General features: G+C 65.6%; 22 protein-coding genes. All 22 read right to left on the reverse strand.

The window, feature by feature from the left end:
- Positions 1 to 236: 236 nt before the first annotated feature.
- The 22 genes from AB5Y80_RS05605 to AB5Y80_RS05710 all read right to left on the reverse strand — a co-directional run bounded on the left by AB5Y80_RS05605 (position 237) and on the right by AB5Y80_RS05710 (position 15,871).
- Positions 237 to 1,850 (reverse strand): hypothetical protein, encoded by a 1,614-nt coding sequence (locus AB5Y80_RS05605; RefSeq protein WP_368172615.1) that lies wholly within the window; start codon positions 1,848 to 1,850, stop codon positions 237 to 239.
- Entirely contained in the window at positions 1,847 to 2,395 is a 549-nt protein-coding gene (locus AB5Y80_RS05610) for a hypothetical protein (protein WP_368172616.1), read from the reverse strand. The genes AB5Y80_RS05605 and AB5Y80_RS05610 overlap by 4 nt, the downstream gene beginning before the upstream one ends.
- Complete coding sequence (locus AB5Y80_RS05615) at positions 2,392 to 3,273, reverse strand: hypothetical protein (RefSeq protein ID WP_368172617.1); 882 nt, start codon at positions 3,271 to 3,273, stop codon at positions 2,392 to 2,394. Before AB5Y80_RS05615 ends, AB5Y80_RS05610 begins: the two co-directional genes overlap by 4 nt.
- Entirely contained in the window at positions 3,270 to 3,695 is a 426-nt protein-coding gene (locus tag AB5Y80_RS05620; RefSeq protein WP_368172618.1) for a tail fiber assembly protein, read from the reverse strand. Before AB5Y80_RS05620 ends, AB5Y80_RS05615 begins: the two co-directional genes overlap by 4 nt.
- Entirely contained in the window at positions 3,695 to 5,731 is a 2,037-nt protein-coding gene (locus AB5Y80_RS05625) for a phage tail protein (RefSeq protein ID WP_368172619.1), read from the reverse strand. Before AB5Y80_RS05625 ends, AB5Y80_RS05620 begins: the two co-directional genes overlap by 1 nt.
- Positions 5,728 to 6,330: a phage tail protein gene (locus AB5Y80_RS05630; protein WP_368172620.1), complete on the reverse strand. Its 603-nt coding sequence runs from the start codon at positions 6,328 to 6,330 to the stop codon at positions 5,728 to 5,730. Before AB5Y80_RS05630 ends, AB5Y80_RS05625 begins: the two co-directional genes overlap by 4 nt.
- A complete protein-coding gene (locus AB5Y80_RS05635; RefSeq protein ID WP_368172621.1) occupies positions 6,323 to 7,510 on the reverse strand; it encodes a baseplate J/gp47 family protein in 1,188 nt (395 codons plus the stop codon). Before AB5Y80_RS05635 ends, AB5Y80_RS05630 begins: the two co-directional genes overlap by 8 nt.
- A complete protein-coding gene (locus AB5Y80_RS05640) occupies positions 7,507 to 7,830 on the reverse strand; it encodes a DUF2590 family protein (protein WP_015985419.1) in 324 nt (107 codons plus the stop codon). The genes AB5Y80_RS05635 and AB5Y80_RS05640 overlap by 4 nt, the downstream gene beginning before the upstream one ends.
- Entirely contained in the window at positions 7,830 to 9,752 is a 1,923-nt protein-coding gene (locus tag AB5Y80_RS05645) for a phage tail tape measure protein (RefSeq protein WP_368172622.1), read from the reverse strand. The genes AB5Y80_RS05640 and AB5Y80_RS05645 overlap by 1 nt, the downstream gene beginning before the upstream one ends.
- A 6-nt stretch (positions 9,753 to 9,758) precedes the next feature.
- Positions 9,759 to 9,902 (reverse strand): hypothetical protein, encoded by a 144-nt coding sequence (locus AB5Y80_RS05650; RefSeq protein WP_368172623.1) that lies wholly within the window; start codon positions 9,900 to 9,902, stop codon positions 9,759 to 9,761.
- Positions 9,903 to 9,943: 41 nt separating this feature from the next.
- Positions 9,944 to 10,204 carry a putative phage tail assembly chaperone gene (locus AB5Y80_RS05655; protein WP_041214418.1) on the reverse strand — a complete coding sequence of 87 codons (261 nt, stop codon included), beginning with the start codon at positions 10,202 to 10,204 and terminating at the stop codon, positions 9,944 to 9,946.
- A complete protein-coding gene (locus AB5Y80_RS05660) occupies positions 10,201 to 10,395 on the reverse strand; it encodes a hypothetical protein (RefSeq protein ID WP_368172624.1) in 195 nt (64 codons plus the stop codon). Before AB5Y80_RS05660 ends, AB5Y80_RS05655 begins: the two co-directional genes overlap by 4 nt.
- Positions 10,328 to 10,762: a hypothetical protein gene (locus tag AB5Y80_RS05665; RefSeq protein ID WP_368172625.1), complete on the reverse strand. Its 435-nt coding sequence runs from the start codon at positions 10,760 to 10,762 to the stop codon at positions 10,328 to 10,330. The genes AB5Y80_RS05660 and AB5Y80_RS05665 overlap by 68 nt, the downstream gene beginning before the upstream one ends.
- Positions 10,759 to 11,220 carry a glycoside hydrolase family 104 protein gene (locus AB5Y80_RS05670; RefSeq protein WP_368172626.1) on the reverse strand — a complete coding sequence of 154 codons (462 nt, stop codon included), beginning with the start codon at positions 11,218 to 11,220 and terminating at the stop codon, positions 10,759 to 10,761. The genes AB5Y80_RS05665 and AB5Y80_RS05670 overlap by 4 nt, the downstream gene beginning before the upstream one ends.
- Positions 11,207 to 11,533 (reverse strand): phage holin, lambda family, encoded by a 327-nt coding sequence (locus AB5Y80_RS05675; RefSeq protein WP_039040942.1) that lies wholly within the window; start codon positions 11,531 to 11,533, stop codon positions 11,207 to 11,209. Before AB5Y80_RS05675 ends, AB5Y80_RS05670 begins: the two co-directional genes overlap by 14 nt.
- A gap of 23 nt (positions 11,534 to 11,556) precedes the next feature.
- Positions 11,557 to 11,766 carry a TraR/DksA family transcriptional regulator gene (locus AB5Y80_RS05680; RefSeq protein WP_139737785.1) on the reverse strand — a complete coding sequence of 70 codons (210 nt, stop codon included), beginning with the start codon at positions 11,764 to 11,766 and terminating at the stop codon, positions 11,557 to 11,559.
- 9 nt (positions 11,767 to 11,775) lie between these two features.
- Entirely contained in the window at positions 11,776 to 12,231 is a 456-nt protein-coding gene (locus AB5Y80_RS05685; RefSeq protein WP_041214425.1) for a phage protein, read from the reverse strand.
- A gap of 3 nt (positions 12,232 to 12,234) precedes the next feature.
- On the reverse strand, positions 12,235 to 13,347 hold the full coding sequence (locus AB5Y80_RS05690) for a DUF2586 domain-containing protein (RefSeq protein WP_368172627.1): 1,113 nt from the start codon (positions 13,345 to 13,347) through the stop codon (positions 12,235 to 12,237).
- A gap of 4 nt (positions 13,348 to 13,351) precedes the next feature.
- On the reverse strand, positions 13,352 to 14,038 hold the full coding sequence (locus AB5Y80_RS05695; protein ID WP_368172628.1) for a phage virion morphogenesis protein: 687 nt from the start codon (positions 14,036 to 14,038) through the stop codon (positions 13,352 to 13,354).
- Positions 14,035 to 14,559 (reverse strand): phage tail protein, encoded by a 525-nt coding sequence (locus AB5Y80_RS05700; RefSeq protein WP_368172629.1) that lies wholly within the window; start codon positions 14,557 to 14,559, stop codon positions 14,035 to 14,037. Before AB5Y80_RS05700 ends, AB5Y80_RS05695 begins: the two co-directional genes overlap by 4 nt.
- The gene (locus AB5Y80_RS05705) at positions 14,556 to 15,029 is read right to left on the reverse strand and encodes a head completion/stabilization protein (RefSeq protein WP_218291362.1); all 474 of its coding nucleotides are present in this window, start codon (positions 15,027 to 15,029) and stop codon (positions 14,556 to 14,558) included. The genes AB5Y80_RS05700 and AB5Y80_RS05705 overlap by 4 nt, the downstream gene beginning before the upstream one ends.
- A 116-nt stretch (positions 15,030 to 15,145) precedes the next feature.
- Positions 15,146 to 15,871: a terminase endonuclease subunit gene (locus tag AB5Y80_RS05710; protein WP_324045714.1), complete on the reverse strand. Its 726-nt coding sequence runs from the start codon at positions 15,869 to 15,871 to the stop codon at positions 15,146 to 15,148.
- Between the last annotated feature and the right edge of the window lie 2 nt (positions 15,872 to 15,873).

Here is a 15,873-nt window from a genome sequence, read left to right on the forward strand (position 1 = left end):
ATTTTCTTGATGAACCCCGCAGGCGGGAGCGGATGAGCGCGGATTCCGTGGCGCAGACGCCGCCGTGGGTGTTTCCGTTGCTCGTCAGGAGACTGTGAGCGTGCGCAGGCTTCACGTATGATGCAGCGCTGCCCGATGGCGCCTCTTCATGCGGCGCCCTTCCCTGGCCATGCTCAGGCGCTGTCAGGCAGACAAGAAGAAGGCCCCACATTGTGGGGCCTTCTTCGCTTGGTGAGTTACTCGATGATGGGGGAGAGGGTGCTGGCCAGTTGCCCGGCTTGTTGGCTTTGTCCGGTCATGGCTGCACTGTTCCCTGGTGCGGGTCCGCTGCCGTGGGTATGGCCAGCCGTGGCGGCGGCCAGTTGCTCCACCACGTTCATCAGTTGCAGCAGCAGCCGGAAGATGTTCACGCTATCTGTCCCCACCCAGGAACGGGGCGCTTCCAGGTGCTGCAGTTCGCCGGCGACCGCCCGGCGTAGTTGTCCCACCACCTCAACCAGATCCCCGGCCGTGGTCTGACTCAGATTGCCGAGGCTCCCCAAAGTGAGATCGTCGCCGGCCAGCAGCTCGATGGCCCCCAGCGCCTCGATGAGCTTGAACCCGCCCACCTCCTCGACGCTGTGCTGCGCCACCTGCAGCCGATGCTGGTCATGGTCCCCCAGGTAGTCATCGCTTTGGTGATGCATCTTCAGGGCCTGGTCGTGCAGGTGGCGGTCGGTGTGGCGGCAGAGGTTCCCCACGGTATCGATGCGTTTGAACACCTCGGCCCGTTGCTGCTGCAGTTGCTCGCCCGGGGTGATGTCGGGCAAGGCCCAGCCGCTGCCGAGCACGGTGCGGATAAAGGGCCGGTCGGCCCGACCGAAGGCAAACCCCAGCTCAACCAGGGTCCCCTCGATGGGGAACTGCAGCAGGCCCTGCTCCTGCCCGCCGAACAGCACCGGCAGCGGCACCGCCCGATACAGCGGGGCTGCCTTGTCCGGCTGGCCATCCTCGCCCAGCAGTTGCACATCCACCGCGTAGCGCGGGCGAAAGGGATCATTGAGCTGGCCGGCAGTGGCCTGATCGCTGACCGCCTCGACCCGCCCGAACTTGGGTAAGTGCATCTTGTCCGCGAGCTCCGGGAACTCGCCCTCCATCTTGCGCCGCTCCGGCGACTTCACCGGTTTGCCGGGTGTCGCCGTGGTCAGGGTCATCTCATCGCCCTTGAGACGTACCCGCATCACCCGCTTGCCGTTGATGATGGCCCCGGGCCGGATGGCCGGCACCGGCGACAGGGTAAGGGTGTCGCCCGCCTGTCTCCCTGACCAGGCGGGATCGAGCGTCACCACCTTGTCGTGCCAGCGGCTATGGGCGTGGCTCCCCACGTAGATGGCGCCATCCGGTTGCTGGTACCAGACAAAGTCCGGCACCTCGAAGGCGCGCCCGGCGTTATCGAGCAACTGATAGCCGGTGCCGGCGCTGGTGAAGTTGGGGATAGGGCGGTCGGTGTAGTCTGCCCCCTGGGGCAGCAGGAAGGTGAGCCCGCAGCGGTCGGTCAGCCAGGCCAGCAGACCGCGCAGGGTGGCATGCTGCTGGCTGACTGGCAGGCGGGATCCCAGGGCACCGGCGAGCTCCCGGCACAACAGCTTGCTGGCACCGTTGGCGGCGGGCTGTACGTCGTACACGTAGCCGGTGAACCAGCGCCGCAAGTCGCCGTTATAGCCGGTGTCCAGGGTGAAGATCTGCCCCTTGAGAGCGGATCCCTCGATGGTGAGGGCGGCGCGGCCGCCTGCGTTGAGATCCAGCACCAGGTCATGGTCGATAAGGTGCACCGGCTGGCTTGCGAGGGTCAGTGAGGTGGTCAGTTTCATGCCAGCATGTCATCCATCGGTTGGAGCACGTAGCGCTCGAAGCTGCTGAGGTCCGGCGCTTCGTCCCCGGTTCCTTTGCCGCCAGGCTTGGCGGCGGTGGTGTTTGCAGTACCCTGGCCCACCGTCGAGGCTTGCTTGGGCAGGCGCTGCTCACGCTTCTCCGGTACCGAGTTGAACTCCTTCAAGGTGAACTGTACTTGCCAGGCGAGCAGCCCCTCCTGTTCGCTTGCGGTGATGCGCCCTGCGAACCTCGCTTGGCGCACCTTCACCGACTTGGCCAACAGCGACCCGACCCGGTAGATGTGGCGCTTGCCGCCGCTACCTTTGGCATCGGCCAGCTCAAACAGCCGACTCAGCATGCGCTCCTCCTTGAACGGGATAAGGCCGGAGACGTCGAGCTCCTTGCCCTTGGCGCCCTGTTCGGCGCTGCTGGTCGAGCTGGTCTGGCCGCTCTGGTCTTTGTCCTGAAACTGCATCGATGCGGAGACGCGCATCGACTTCATGATGATGGGTTCGCCATCCAGGGTCAGCATGGCTTGGCTCATGGGGTCAACTCCTGCCAGAAGGTGAGCGGGGAGGGGGAGAGCAGTAGGGCACCGACCGTCATGCTCATGCTGTGGTCGGGGGGCGTGCTCTGTCCGAGCTGGGTGGCGAGGCTTGGCACATCTCCCTGACCTTGCCAGTGCCAGAGCGTGCCGGAGAGTTTGCCCAGCTCGGTCAGGACGGTGGCCAGTTCATCGAGGCGGGCGCTACGGCGCACGGCGAGCCCTTGCAGCTTGTCGATGGGGTTCTGGCTATCCCGGGCGAGGCTCTCCAGTTGCGCCAGCTCAGCACCAACGGCTGCCCTGGCAGGGCGCAGAGGGGCCCAGCAAAGGGGCTCACCGGCACGCCAGCGCGGCACCCTGGCGGCGCTTGGCTGGTGCATGGGGTCGTTACTGGCCGTGAGGCGGCGCAGGGTGGCGCACCACTCCGGCAGCGGCAGCAGGGCGCAGAGGGGCAGCAACTGTCGGGCCAGATCCTCGGCGCTGTTGCCGGTCACCAGCCAGGCGAGGGCATGCTGCTGCCCGCTGGGCAGGCGTGGGTCGGCGCCATCCTGCAACTTGGCGGCCAGGGCTGCCACCGCGTTGGGGGCGGACAGATGGTGCTGGTTGCCCTGATGTTGGCCCACCCCGTGCTGATAGGGGGTGACGGTGAGGCAATGGCCATTCACCAGCAACCGGTCGAGCTCGGCCCGAAGGCCAGCCAAACCCTCGGCCGCCTCGCTAAGTGGGTGGCGCCGATACTGGGCCCCAGCAGCCAGCCCCTGCAGTCGGCCAATGGCGCTCGCCTGGCTCGCCGGAAGCTGCCCCAGCACCTCCCGGGCGCGGGTGTGTATGCTGCCGGCACTTGCGGGCCAGCGCAGCGCCCCCTGGGCCCAACTCATTGGGGCATCTCCGGCCAGGTAACCGAACTTGGCCATCCCTCGCTTTGTGGCAGGCGCATCAGGGCGATGCGATAGCGTTGCAGTGCTTCCAGCTTGGCCAGCTCTTGCGGGGTAGCCAGCTTCAGCTCTTTGGCGTCCTGCAGAGGGGCGATGTGCAGGGCAACGTCGGCCTGCAGGGCATCCAGTTTGCTCTGTTGCTCGGCTTCGCTCGGCAGGTCCTCGGGCTGGGCCAACGTGCGGATCTCGCCGAACTCGCCAAACATGGCGCGCACATAGAGCTCACGCCCGTGCTCGGCCGAGTCGTCCTTGCGGGCGGTAAAGGTGACGAACTGGCCGGGCAGGTGGGCAAAGGCCACCTCCATGTCCAGGGCGTCCGGTTGGTCGGTGTAGGCGATGACGTTTTTGGCGGTGATGATCTCCATCAGGCAATCCTTATCCAAAGTGATTTGGTCCAAGCGTTGTTTGCGTAATAGCCCATGAGTTTCCAAGTCCCTGCAGGACTCCCACCGCCAGTATCTGATTCGTGCATGTCAGTAGAAGACCAGCGCAAACTGCTGCCGGGCAGGGTGCGGCCGGGGGCATAGGCACCGGCGGCCTTGGTGAAGAAAAAGCCATAAGTTCCGATTTGCCCGACGCCCCCGGCCACCACATCAGCGTTGCCCTGTGCTGCGGTGTGGGTATGGGCAGACGGCGGCATGGTGCCGGGCTTGCCGGTGACCTCTGCCCAACTGGGCCAGCGCGATGCGTAGGCCGGGATCCCGGTCAGTTGGGACCAAGGATGAGAATGGCTCGCTGCAGCCGCGCCGAGCTCGGCCAGAGTGGGCTTGTTGCCGGTGTTGTAATCCCGGGTCCAGGGTGTCCAGGCGCCGGTACTGTACTGCGCCCGGCGCCAGACCCGGCTGGAGTTGTAGACCAGGTAGGTCTGCTGGGGGCCGGCGCCAGCGCTGACGATGAGCGCCCCCGCGCTGTTCTCCGGGTAGTGGCGTGCGGCCGAGGTGTTGGCGTTGGCATGCTGGGCATACACCTTGGGTTCTTTCAGGGTGTCGAGGTCTTCGGTACCCAGATTGATGGGGTTGAGCCAGGAGCCCGGGTGCGAGTGAGACGTGGGCGAAAGGCCGTTCAGGGCTTGTTGCAGGCCTTCGACTTCCTGGATGGTCGGCTTGTGGCCAGTGTCGAAGACCTCGCGCCACGGGCTCCAGTTTGAGGTGTTCATGCTGTAGTTACGCATGGCCAGCACACCACCCCCGTCGTAAGACCAGGCGACCTGGAGCAGGGCCTCGGCCGCGTAGATGCGCTTGGTCTCACAGTAGAAATAGGCGTTTGCTGTCGGCGGTGAATTTGGACAGGTCTTTTTCTCGTAGAGCCCGAAGTCACCAGCCAAACAGCTATCCAAGTCTTTGTTGGCCGTGTAGCCGAACGTCGCCCCGTTGTTATTCAACATGTCGCGACGGGCTTTGTAGCCGCTGACATCGAGCTTGCTGGCCAGCGCTTGCGTTAACCCGGACACGTTCTCCATCAGATGGCCGTGGCTGTTGTCCTTGACCTCCACCGCGATATTGACGCCCTGGGCATCCTCCAGGATCCCCTTGCCAGTCACATCCCCGGAGAGCTCGATGGTGCGCTTTCGGCGCAGGTCGGTGACGCTGCCGTCGCTGTTGATGATGGCGACCTTGGCCACATGGTGCTGATTGCCGTTGCCGTCCACATAGTCGGTAAGGGCCGGCACGCTCAGGGTGAGGGTGAAGTGATTCACCCAGGCATTGAGCAAAGAGCCCGCCCGGTAGATGTCGAGCCAGAGCCCCACCGGTTTGGCGCCGGGGGTGATTTTCCTGACCTCGTCGAGCTGGGCGCGCAGGCCGCCCACATAGGCCACCCCGGGCTGCACCTTGTAGACGCCGGATTCGTTCACCAGCTTGAAGCCGTCGCCGTAGAAGGTGGCTGGCCCGAAGAACTGCAGCGCCTGCAGGCGCAGATCGTCGTCCATCCCGCGCAGGCGGGCGGCATAGTCAATCTGCCAGGTGCTGGCGTCCACGTGGGTGGCGGTAGCCTCGGAAGCCCGGTCGTACTCCATCAGCATGGACTTGACCAGGCTGTTGCCGGTCTGGCCGGTGGCCTCATTGGTCTTGAGTTTGGTCTCCAGTCCCTTGTGCACAATCATCCCCACCATGCCGCTGGCCTTGTTGATGAGGTACAGGGCATTGAAGCTGAAATCGCCGACCGTGGTGTCCATCACGATGGTGTAGGCCACCGCGTCGTTGTTGATGCGACCGCGCTGATCGACTGTGCGGCGATGCACTATCTGGCCCGCCGGTGGCAAGCCGAGATCCGGGCTTATCGGCTGGTTCGGGTCCAGGCCCGGGATGTTGGCCAGCACGAACTCATCGAGCACCACCGGCGTCTGGTTGGCGAGGCTCGCCTGCAGGTAGCTGGCGAAAGCGTTGGTAATGATCTGGCTCATGGGGTCCTCTTGAGTGATGCGCCGAACACCTGCTGGTTCATGTCGATGCGACCGGGGCGCAGGGTGGCGGTGACCGGGTAAACCACCTGGAAGCGGTAGCGGCGGCAGGTGCGGCCATAGTGTTGGATGAGGGTTTCCATCAACTGCTGATTGCTGGCGATGGCGCTGTCGGTCACTTCGATGGTGATGACGTCCCAGGGTGTGCCGGCCTGGCGTTCGTGGATGTCGCACCAGCCGATGCCAAGGCGCTCGAAGATGCGTTTAAAGCCCGCCACTTCGCCGGCGTCCCGGGCGTTCACAAAGGCGAATTTGACCCGCTTGCGAAAGAGCTCAATCGGTTCGCCATTGAAACGGGTGATGTCCCGCTCCCAGGCGAGCAGGGCCAGCAAGGACTCCGAGCAGGTCAGCGGGTCTTGCTGGGCCAGCGGCAGCAGCAACCAGCCCTTGAGCCGTTGCCAGAAGGCGTTGATGCCCTTGGCCAGGAACCCCGGCTCGGCATGGGCCGGGCTGATGGTGTAGCCGTCTTCCCACCAGGGGGCGCTGGCATTGGGTAGCACTGGCGCCTGCCGCTCGTGCTCAAGGGGGGTCGGGTCAGTCATGCAGGGTCACCGTCAGCGTTTTCAATCGTGGGATGGCCAGCCCCGCAACGATGTCACTCTCGCCAAAGCGCAGGCTCTGGAGCTGCGGGAACTGGCTGTGCAGCTCGCGGGCAAGCTGGGAGAGCGAGAAGCGCGAGCGTGGCCAGGTGCGGGTGACGGCCGGGAAGTCTGCCGACTGGCGAAACGCCGCCCTGACCAGGTTCTCGGCGCCGGCTTTGAGCGCGGCCTTTTGCTCGTCGCTGAGGTTGGCTTGCGGCCAGAGCGCCAGGGTAAGGCTGTGCTGGGTCTCGGGAATGCTCATCACGAACAGATCATCCCCGTGGCCATGGTTGCCCTGGCGGCCCACGTAGTCGTTGAGCTGGTTGATGAGGCTGGCTGGGGTGGCCCCCACCTCCAGCAGGATGTAAGCGTTGGCGGTACCGGGTCCCCGCGGGGCGTCGTGCTCGAAGAAGATGTGATCGGCGCGGATCCCCGCGACGCTCGCCAGCATGGATCGGTAAATCGCATCGATGTGGTAACGGCCCACCGCCGAAAACTGGTTCTGGATGCGCAGACCGAGCGCGTCGTTGCTTTCGACGTCGCTGCCCTGGGTGGTGATCCACTCCTTGTCATCGTTGCGGGCCGAGAGGATGCCGGTCACCGGTTCGCTCAGCAGGTTGTAATAGCCCGGGGCCAGGTTCCAGGCTGCGCCGGCGAGCTCGGCCTCGCACACCACCCGGGCCACCGCTTCCCCGGCGGGGCTCACCACCGCCTGCAGGGGGCGCAGGCGATAGATGGTGCTGTTGATGCGCTCGGTGGTGACCCAGATGTCGGCCGGGATGGTGACGGCGTCGCTCGGGTTGGCTTTCACGAAATTGACCAGGCCTCGGGTCTTCTGGGCCGCCTTGCGGGTGAGATCCACATCCCAGGCCTTGAGGTCGAGATAGGCATCGGTGGCGGTGGCCGCGAAGGTGTTGGGCAGCACGTGGCCCGCCAGCAGGGTGCGGATAAGCCAGAGGGCCGGGGTGATGACCACGCCGCGCACCAGCCGCCAGAAGGGGCTCACGTCGCTGTCGTTGGTGATGAGGGAGCCGGCGGCCACCACTTCCTTTTTGAGCTCGGTCTCCATGGCCGCCTCGGTGGTCGGCACGCCGGCCTCGGCCAGCAGGGCCATAAAGTCCACAGTCGGGCGCAGGTTCACAGGGTTACCTCCAGTTCGCCGAATTCATAGGTGCGGGCGGTGACCAGCACCCGGTCGGGGGCCTCTTCGCTGATGAAGATGGTGCCGGGCACCAGCCGCTCGTCGTCTTCAACCAGCAGCTCAATCTCGGTCATCACGTCGCTGCGCAGGGTCGGGCTGCGCTCGCCGATGAGCTTGCGGGCGAGGCCGGATTCCATGATGCGGTGCTTGATGTCCTGGCCGATGCTGTGGCGGTCCTGGGTGGTGCGGGGTTGGCCGCCGGCATCGAGCTGCCAGGCGCCGTTCACCACCAGGATGTCGATGTACTTGGGTTCGTTCATCACTTGGTCTCCAGCCAGGCGTTTTCGGCCAGCTGCTCCGGGGTCATGGGGTTCTGGTTAGTGATGTGCACCTCGCCGATATGCAGGGACTTGGCGGGCTTCTGGTTGGCAGCGCTCGCGGCCGCGTTGGCCTGGATCAGCTGCTGGCCCAACCCGCCGGCCGGCACCTTGCTCTGCTCCGGCTGGCGGTAGCGGGCGAGGGGGGCGGTGATCGAGGCCTGTTGCTGCTCTGCCGCCATGGGGGCGCTGACCGTCCCCGGCATGAGCGGGAGGGTCAGCGGGGTGAGCGCAGGCATCTGCAGGTCCGGCATGCCGCCGAGCTCGATATTGACCCCCGGGATCAGGTTGAGCTTCTCGATCAGCCAGTCCACCGCCCGACCCAGCAACTGGAAGGGGCTCAGGTTGCCGAGTAGCTGCATGAAGCTGTCCCAGCCAGCGGCGGCTCCGTCGATCATCGCCTGGACTGCCTCAAAAACGCCCCAATCCGCCAGGGTCTTCTTGAGGTCGTCCCAGTAGTAGATAGCCAGCCCAATAGCCCCGACGAGCAGCCCGCCGACCACATAGGCCAGCAGCACGGCCGGGTTCGCGGCCATCATGATGTTGACGGCCAGCAGGATGGCGCGAAAGGCAACCAGCCCAGCCTTGAGCAGGTTGAGCGGGGCGATCAGGAGCGACCAGGCAATGCCGAGCCCCAGGGTGGCCAGCTTGGCCACGCCAGCGACCAGCAGCCAGGCACCGGTCACCATGCCGAGGCCCACGATGGCCAGCAGGGCATAGCTCACCGCCCGGGTGAGGTTCGGGAAGAGGTGGGTCCAGCGCAGCACTGTGTCGGCGCCGTCGGCAAAGACCCCCACCACCTTGTTGATGGCCGGTAGCACCACCCCAAAGGCGGCGGCCCGGATAGCGAACCATCCTTGCGTCACCCGTTCCCACTGGTCGGTCATTGAGGCAGCCATCTGCTCGGCCTTGCCCATGCCGTGGGTGTTGCCCAGGGCGTTGATGTTGGTGGAAAGGGCCTTGGTGTTGGTCATCAGAAGTTTGACCATGGCCACCGCCTCATCCGAGCCGAACGCCTTTTTGAGCTCGTCCCCTTCGGCCACGCTCAGGGTCTCGCCATAGCGCGCCTTGAGTTTGTCGAGGATGGTGAGCACCGGCAGCATGTTGCCCGCCGCATCGGTGAACTTCATGCCGAGCGCCTTCTGGGCACTGCCCACCCCGGCCAGGAACGCCTTGAACTTGGTCCCGGCCTCGCCGCCACCCATGGTGGCCTGCAGTTGACCCAGCACGGCGAACTGCTCATCCATCGACACCCCGGCCGCCGTGGCGTTGGCCCCGATGGCCCCAAAGGCATCGGCCATGCCCTGGCCGGTGGTCTTGAACAGTTGCACCGCCAGCGCCGTTTTGCCGGCGACATCTTCCACCCAGTTGGCCTTGCCCATCTGCTTGGCCTGCTGCTCGAAGATGCCGTACATGGTGCCCATGTAGTTGGTGATGGTGGCGGTGTCGGCCTTGGTGGCCTTGGCCAAGGTAGTGGATGCGCGAGTGAAGGCGGGCAGCTCGTTGCCCTCCAGTCCGGCGATGGCTGACTGGATGTCGTAGGAGGAGCGGACAATCTCGGTGGCCGAGTTGCCATACTGCACGGACAGCTTGAGGGCTTCCTGGCCAAGCGCGCCGAGCACGTCCTTTTGCACATCGAGGGAGGCCACCTCGGAGAGGGCCCGGTCCATCTCGATGGCGGGGCCGAGTGCCGCCTGCACCGCCAGCCCGCCGGCGGCCAGGGTGGTGGCCCCCATGGCCATGTTGCTCCAGCCCTGGCGGCCCGCCTTGCTGACCTTGTCCATCTGGGCATTGATGCCAGCAAGGGGCTTGGTGACCTGGTCAACCAGGGCCACCTGCATCATCAATTTTTCCATCCAGGCCATCAGTCGTTACCCGTTCAGTGCTTTGGCAATGCCCTCGGCCACGGCGGTGGCGTTGGACTCTCGATGCTGTTTGTCTAACCAGATGGCGCGAGCCAGGCTGTCGAGGTCGTCCTCTTCATGGGGCAGGTAGTAGCGCCGTAGTGCCAGCACCTGCTCCAGGGGATTGCGCTCGATGGCCTCGGCGCGCGCGGTCAGTTTTTTACGGTGATCTCCAGGGTGGGGGCGAACTGCTCGTTAATGGCGCCCGCCAACTGCAGGGCGGCGCCCGGGCGCTTGAGCAACTCGTCCAGCGCGGCCTTGCTCTCCTGGCAGACGATCTTCTTGAGGTAGTTGTGGGCCGGCGCCACCTTGTCGCTCGGCATCATGTCGTTGATAAAGCCGTTGTAGGCGGTCATGGTCGGTTCAAAGCTGATGTCGGTACCGGCCACAGTCAGGGTCAGGGTCTTGCTCATGGGGTTGTCTCCTCTTGGGATATCCAGTTGTTCAAGGTGGTGATCTGGGTTTGGCAGCGGCGCAGCGCCGTCTGCAGGGTAGGGATAAACCGCACGGCGTCGCCGTAGGTGCTCCCCGTGAATTCAGGCTCCGGGCAGTGGGGCACCAGTCCCGGCGGTGGCAGCCGCTTGACCACCCGGGTTTGCACCACGGGCGCGGGCTGGCTGGAGCAGGCGCAGAGCGCCGCCAGGCAAAGGCTCGCTAGCACAATTCGGGCGGCCCGCCGGCGGCGTGGCCAGGGCTTGTTGCAGGTCATCGGCGGTCTTCCTGTGTTCTTGGTCGAGCTCGGTCAGGGCGGCGTTCTGGTGGGCGAGCAGTTGGCGCAGGGCGCTGTCTTCTTGTCGCAGCGTCTTGAGCACAGTGCCCATCTGGTCGTTGGCCTCTCGCAGGGTGGCAATGGTGTCGTTGGCGGTGGCGAGCTCCCGTGTGCGCTGGGTGAGTCGCTCCCCCTGGACAAACAGCAAGCTGCCAATCACCAGCCCGATCAGGGTCGGCAACAACCGGATGACCGTGCTCATGCCAGCACCCCGCCAAACTCGGTGAACTTGGCCAGCAGATCAGCCAGCTTGTGCTCGCGCTGGCCGTAGCCTGCGCCGGGCAGGCTGGCCCAGATGTTGGCGCACTTGCTGATCGCCTGGGGGATACGCCCCTTGATCACGTCGTCCAGCGCCTTGCGCTCACGGATAAGCTGGATAGCCCAGGTGTCCTGGGAGACGGGGCCAAAGTCCGGCAGGCCGAGCGCCGCCTGGTAGTGGCGCCAGTGGCGGGACAGAAACTGATAGCGCCCGGCGGCGGTGCTGTGCAGGGTCGGGTTGACCCGCACCAACACATCGGGGTGTTCGCGGTAGTCCTGGAAGAACCCGGCCGGGTTGACCAGCTTGTTGTAACCGTCGTCGCCCAGCCCCTTGGTGCCCTCGGCATAGGCGAGCAGGTCGAGAAAGGCGGCCATCTGGGGATGGCAATTACTGCGCGGCATTGTTGTCCTCCTTCTTGCTAAACATCAGGGCAGCCCTGTCGCGGATGATGTCGATCCCAAGCAGCCCCACCACGCCGCCCAGAAAGGGGGTGGCCTCCTGGGGGATCCCGAGCAGGTGGGTCCCGGTGGCGGCCGCCAAGGTAATGAGGCCGCACAGCAGGGATTCGATCAGCCGGCGGCGACCCCGCCCACCGGCGTAGGTGATGCGCAGGAAGGCGATGGCCAGCGCCAGCAGGGCCCCATAGACGGCGGGCCAGTTGTCCATCAGCCAGGCCAGCAGGGCGGTGGCGAGGGTCGGGTCTTTATGAGGCATGTGGTTCATGTCCGTTGCTCTGATTAGCGGCCCAGCCTCTCAAGGCGGGTCTGGCAGGGGACGCACAGGCGCACCCCGGGTACGTGGCGGCGGCGTCCCTCGGGGATGTCGTCGTCGCACTCTTCGCACTGGTGCAGGCTCTCCCCCTGGTAGTGCCCCTTGCCCACCTGGTTGGCCAGTTGGACCGCCAGCATGCGGGCGGCGTGGCGGGTGGCGCGGTCGATGTCGTCCAAGCTTCCCCCTTAACCCAGCAGGTGGCGGGTGTCTTCCTTGGAGAGGTAAGGCACGCCGTTGAGGTGAACGAAGTCGGGGGAGGTCACAAAGCCTTTCACCTTGTGCACGCTCTTGCTGCCCCCCTTGGGATCGATGTCGAGCAGGTCGGAGACCAGCAGCTTCACCCCGAAGGCCTCCACCTTCATGGTTTCGGTGCCGGTGTCGGCGTAGAACAGCACATCGTCCGGCTCCATCCCGCGCCAGCTCCCCGCCCGTTTGGCGGCATCGGCCAACTGCGAGAAATTCTTGGTATCGAGCTCGAACTCCAGCTCCGCGGCGACATCGCCATCGACGAAGCCGTCCGGGATCCCCCGGGTTTGCGCCACGGCGCTGTTGTCGGTGATGGAGAGGCTGGCCTTTTCGACGTGGACCATGGCCCCCAGGAGGGTGGTGTCAAAGCTGGCACCGGAGATACGACGGGTCATGGGTTAGCCCTCCCCATTGTTGAGGCTCAAATCGAGCATGATGTTGACGGTGATCCCCTTGGGGCAGTCCACGGTGCGCACCACCACAAACACCGAGACCAGGTTCTTGGCGACCCACTGGATGCGGATGTCGCCATCCTGGGGGGAGGCGATGTCGCCCGGGAACGGCTGGCCGTTGATGGTGGCGGCCTTGGCCATCTCCCGCAGATCCTTGCCGAAGTAGGTGATGGCGGCGGCGGTGCTGCCCGGGGTGGAGTTGAACGAGCGATCCCCGATGCGGGCGATGGCGCGCAGGCGCATCCGGCGCGCCACCTTGTAGGCAATGCGCAGGTTTTCGATCACCTGGTAGTCGCCGCCCTCTGCATCCAGGGTGCGGCCATCGGCCCAGTAGATCCCGTCATAGTCCGGGTACCACATCGGCACCGAATAGCGGTTGGCCTCCAGGGTCTGCAGGGTGGCCAGCGGCAGCGGGATCCCGTCCTTGTCCACCGGCTTGTTGCCAAGGCCCACCAGGGCGCCGGTCTTCACCCTGCAGGGGCTGTCGGCGATGCTCACCGCCCGGTTGCACAGGCGGCCCGCATAGGCGCCGGCCAGGGTCGGCCAAAGCTGCGGGATCAGGGAAACCGAACTCGCCGCGATGCCATCCTGCAGGCTGGCCAGCTCGGCCTCGTAGGTGGACCAGTCCTGTTCGTCGGCGATGGCCGGTACGGCCAGCAGCATGAACTGCCAGCGCCCCCATTTGGCGATCAGCTCCTGGTTGAGGGCGTGGGCGGCGTTGATGGCCGCCTGGTCCCACTCCTGCCCGAGCACCACGACCCCTTCAAACGACTGGGTCTGCTGGGCGTCGCGGGCCGCGTCCAGCCAGGGCTTGTCGGTGGGCAGCACATAGGCCGCCGCCGACCAGTTCTGGCCAGCGTTATCGCGGGCGGCCAGCAGGTTGGCCTTGAGCTCGCTGTCCGCGGCACCGAGCAACTGATCGAAGTCGGATTGGGCGTTGAGGGAGAGCAGCTTGCCGGTGTTGCTGGCGGCGCTGCCGATGAACAGCAGGTGGCGCTCGACTTCCGTCACGGGCCCCTGCATCTGGTTCAAGTTGTTGATCTGTACGTAAGGCCACATGCCGTTATTTCCCCTTCATGTCTTGCTTGTTGACGTCCCAGCCGTAATCGATGCTCTGCAGGGCGCGGGCGAAGGCCTGTTGCCGCTGTCTGGCATTGGCGCCCAGGAACGGGCGCGCCGGCAGATGGATTTCCCAGCTCTCGGCCGCCGGTTCGTCCTTGAGCTTCTTGATGAGCAACCCCGCCTGGGCGTAGTTGAGGTGGCCGGTGATCCAGCCGAGCGATGCCGAGCGGTATGAGCGCTTGCGCTGACCGGGGCGCTTGAACCCGAGCTCCCGCAGCTTGCGGGCCTGGGCCTTGGTGGCCTGCTTCTGCTTGTCGCCTTCACTGGGGGCGATGCGTCGCCGGCTGGCGGCCGTCACCTTGTAGGTGTGCCCCTTCTGATGGGTGTTGGCGATGACTCCGGCGTGGGCGCTCATGGTGCCTTTCTTGAACCCGACCTCGGCCACATCCTGGCGCGGCTCGTGGATCACCAGCAGCTTGGGCAGGCCGCGCAACATCTTGCGTTTGCCCCGCTTGCGAGGAGCCCAGGCATTGCCGTTGGGGTCTTGCTGCTGGCGCACGTGACGGGCGGCCAGCTTCTTCATCTCGTTGGCGGCGCGCCATACCAAGCGCTTGCGCTGCTTGGGCGGCAGGGCCAGCAGATTGAGCTGGTCTTTGCCGCGACGGGTGTCCAGGGTGATGGTGATCATGAGAGGCCACCCACCGGGTGAGCGCCGGAATCACCCACGTTCAGGTCAATCTGTTCGGCCACCCAGATGTCATAGGGAGCCACGTTCCAGTGCTTGCCGAGCCAGTTGATGGGCCCTTGCGGGTGCTCGATAAGCCGCAGCGGCTCGGCGAAGGGGAGCTGGATCTCGAGATCGGCGGTCTGCTCGTCGTTCGGGGTGACGGCGTATTCGGGATCGGGCAGGTCGAGCTGCCCGCGCACCTCGTCGTGCTCCTGCACCCAGGCGGCGACGGCCGCCAACAGAATGGCCGGGTCGAGCTCGCGAAACGGCAGTTGCTCGATGGTGAACACCGCCTGATAGGTGAGCCAGGCCACGTCCACCCCGGTGGGCCCCATGTTCCTGGGTTCGAGCTTGATGGTGCCGTTCTCCATCCAGCTATCCAGGCGCTTGTGGCACTTGGCCGGCAGCACCCGCAACAACTCGGCGTGGAGTGCCTGCAGGAAGTAGCCCTGGGCCTGCTGCTCGTTCATGGCGGCGCTCATATCAGCGACACTCCCGCCCGATGCTTGCCCTTGATGCTGCGCACCAGTTGCTGGCTCTCGGCCAGTAACTGGGCGCGCTGGTCCGGGGAGCGCTCCACCTGGTTGTTGGCGGTGGCCCGCTCGGTGACGCTGGCGAACTCCGGCAGCAAGGCCGCCTTGGCCCGTGCGAAGACGGCGGCCAGGTACTGTTCGGTCAGGGCGTTTCTGCCGGAGTCAGCGCCATCGTCAAGGCTCGGACCCGGTACGGCGGCGGCACTGGCATAACCCTTGCCCTGCAGGGCGGCCTGGTGGCTGGCGAGCTGCAGGTTGATTTCAGAGACGGCGGCCAGCAAGGCGGCGCCGGTGGTCTGCTGGTCCAGATCGGCAGGCAGGGCACGCCGGCGCTCGAAGTCGGCGACGGCCACATCCGGCCAGAACCCGTCATTGCGGATAGTGGCGGCGCTATAGTCGATGTCCTTGCCTGCAAACATGGCTTGCCTCGCTGGTTGAAAAGGTGCACCCCTGTTGCCACGCAATTGCCGCTGGGTTCGCCAGAGGCGGTCCATGGCATTCGCGCCGGGGTGCGACGGCGCGGAGAGTCGGTTCGTTATTCGGGATTGAGCGCCCGCAGGCGCATGGCAATCTTTTGGCGCAAGGTGCCGACGCCCACCTTGCTGTGCAGCTTGTCGGCCTGGGCCAGCCAGTGATCGGCCTGCTCCAGGGTGGCGCTATCCCCCACGGCGCTCGGGCGGGGCTGGCCGTCGTGGCCCCGCAGCAGCAGGCAACCCGCGGCCTTGAACCACTTGGCGGTCAGCCGTTCATTGAGGCGCCAGTCATTGCGCACCTTGTCGAATACCCGGGAGAACCAGGGCTCGACGGCATGCCCCTCGGCCGCCTGCTTCTCGGCCCACTCCAGCACGGTGTCGGCCACGAAGTGGGCCCAGTCGCGCTTGATGTTGGCCGGGGTGCGTTGGCCCTGGGCAATGGCGAGATCAGCCCAAGCGATGCCGGCGTCGAAGTCGCCGACATCGAAGGCCCAGATGATGAGGCGTTGGAACAGATCGTTCTGATAGGGCTGGCCGGACTCAGCGACGGCAGCCAGATAGCGCTCCACATAGGGGCGGTACTTGGGCATCAATTCGTCGCGTTTCATGTTCACCCGATCCCCGATGCGGGCCAGCTTGCGCAGCCGGACCATGTCCTGCTCCAGGGCAATCAGCTGCAGGTGCAGGCTGTCGGCCACCGCGCCGGTGGCGACGCCTGAGCTGGCGGCCTGCTGGGCCCCCTGCACGGCGTGCACGCGCTGCTTGTGGCGTTGACCGGGTGAGCTCATGG

The organism is Aeromonas sp. R2-1 (assembly GCF_040908425.1).
GTDB lineage: Bacteria > Pseudomonadota > Gammaproteobacteria > Enterobacterales > Aeromonadaceae > Aeromonas > Aeromonas caviae.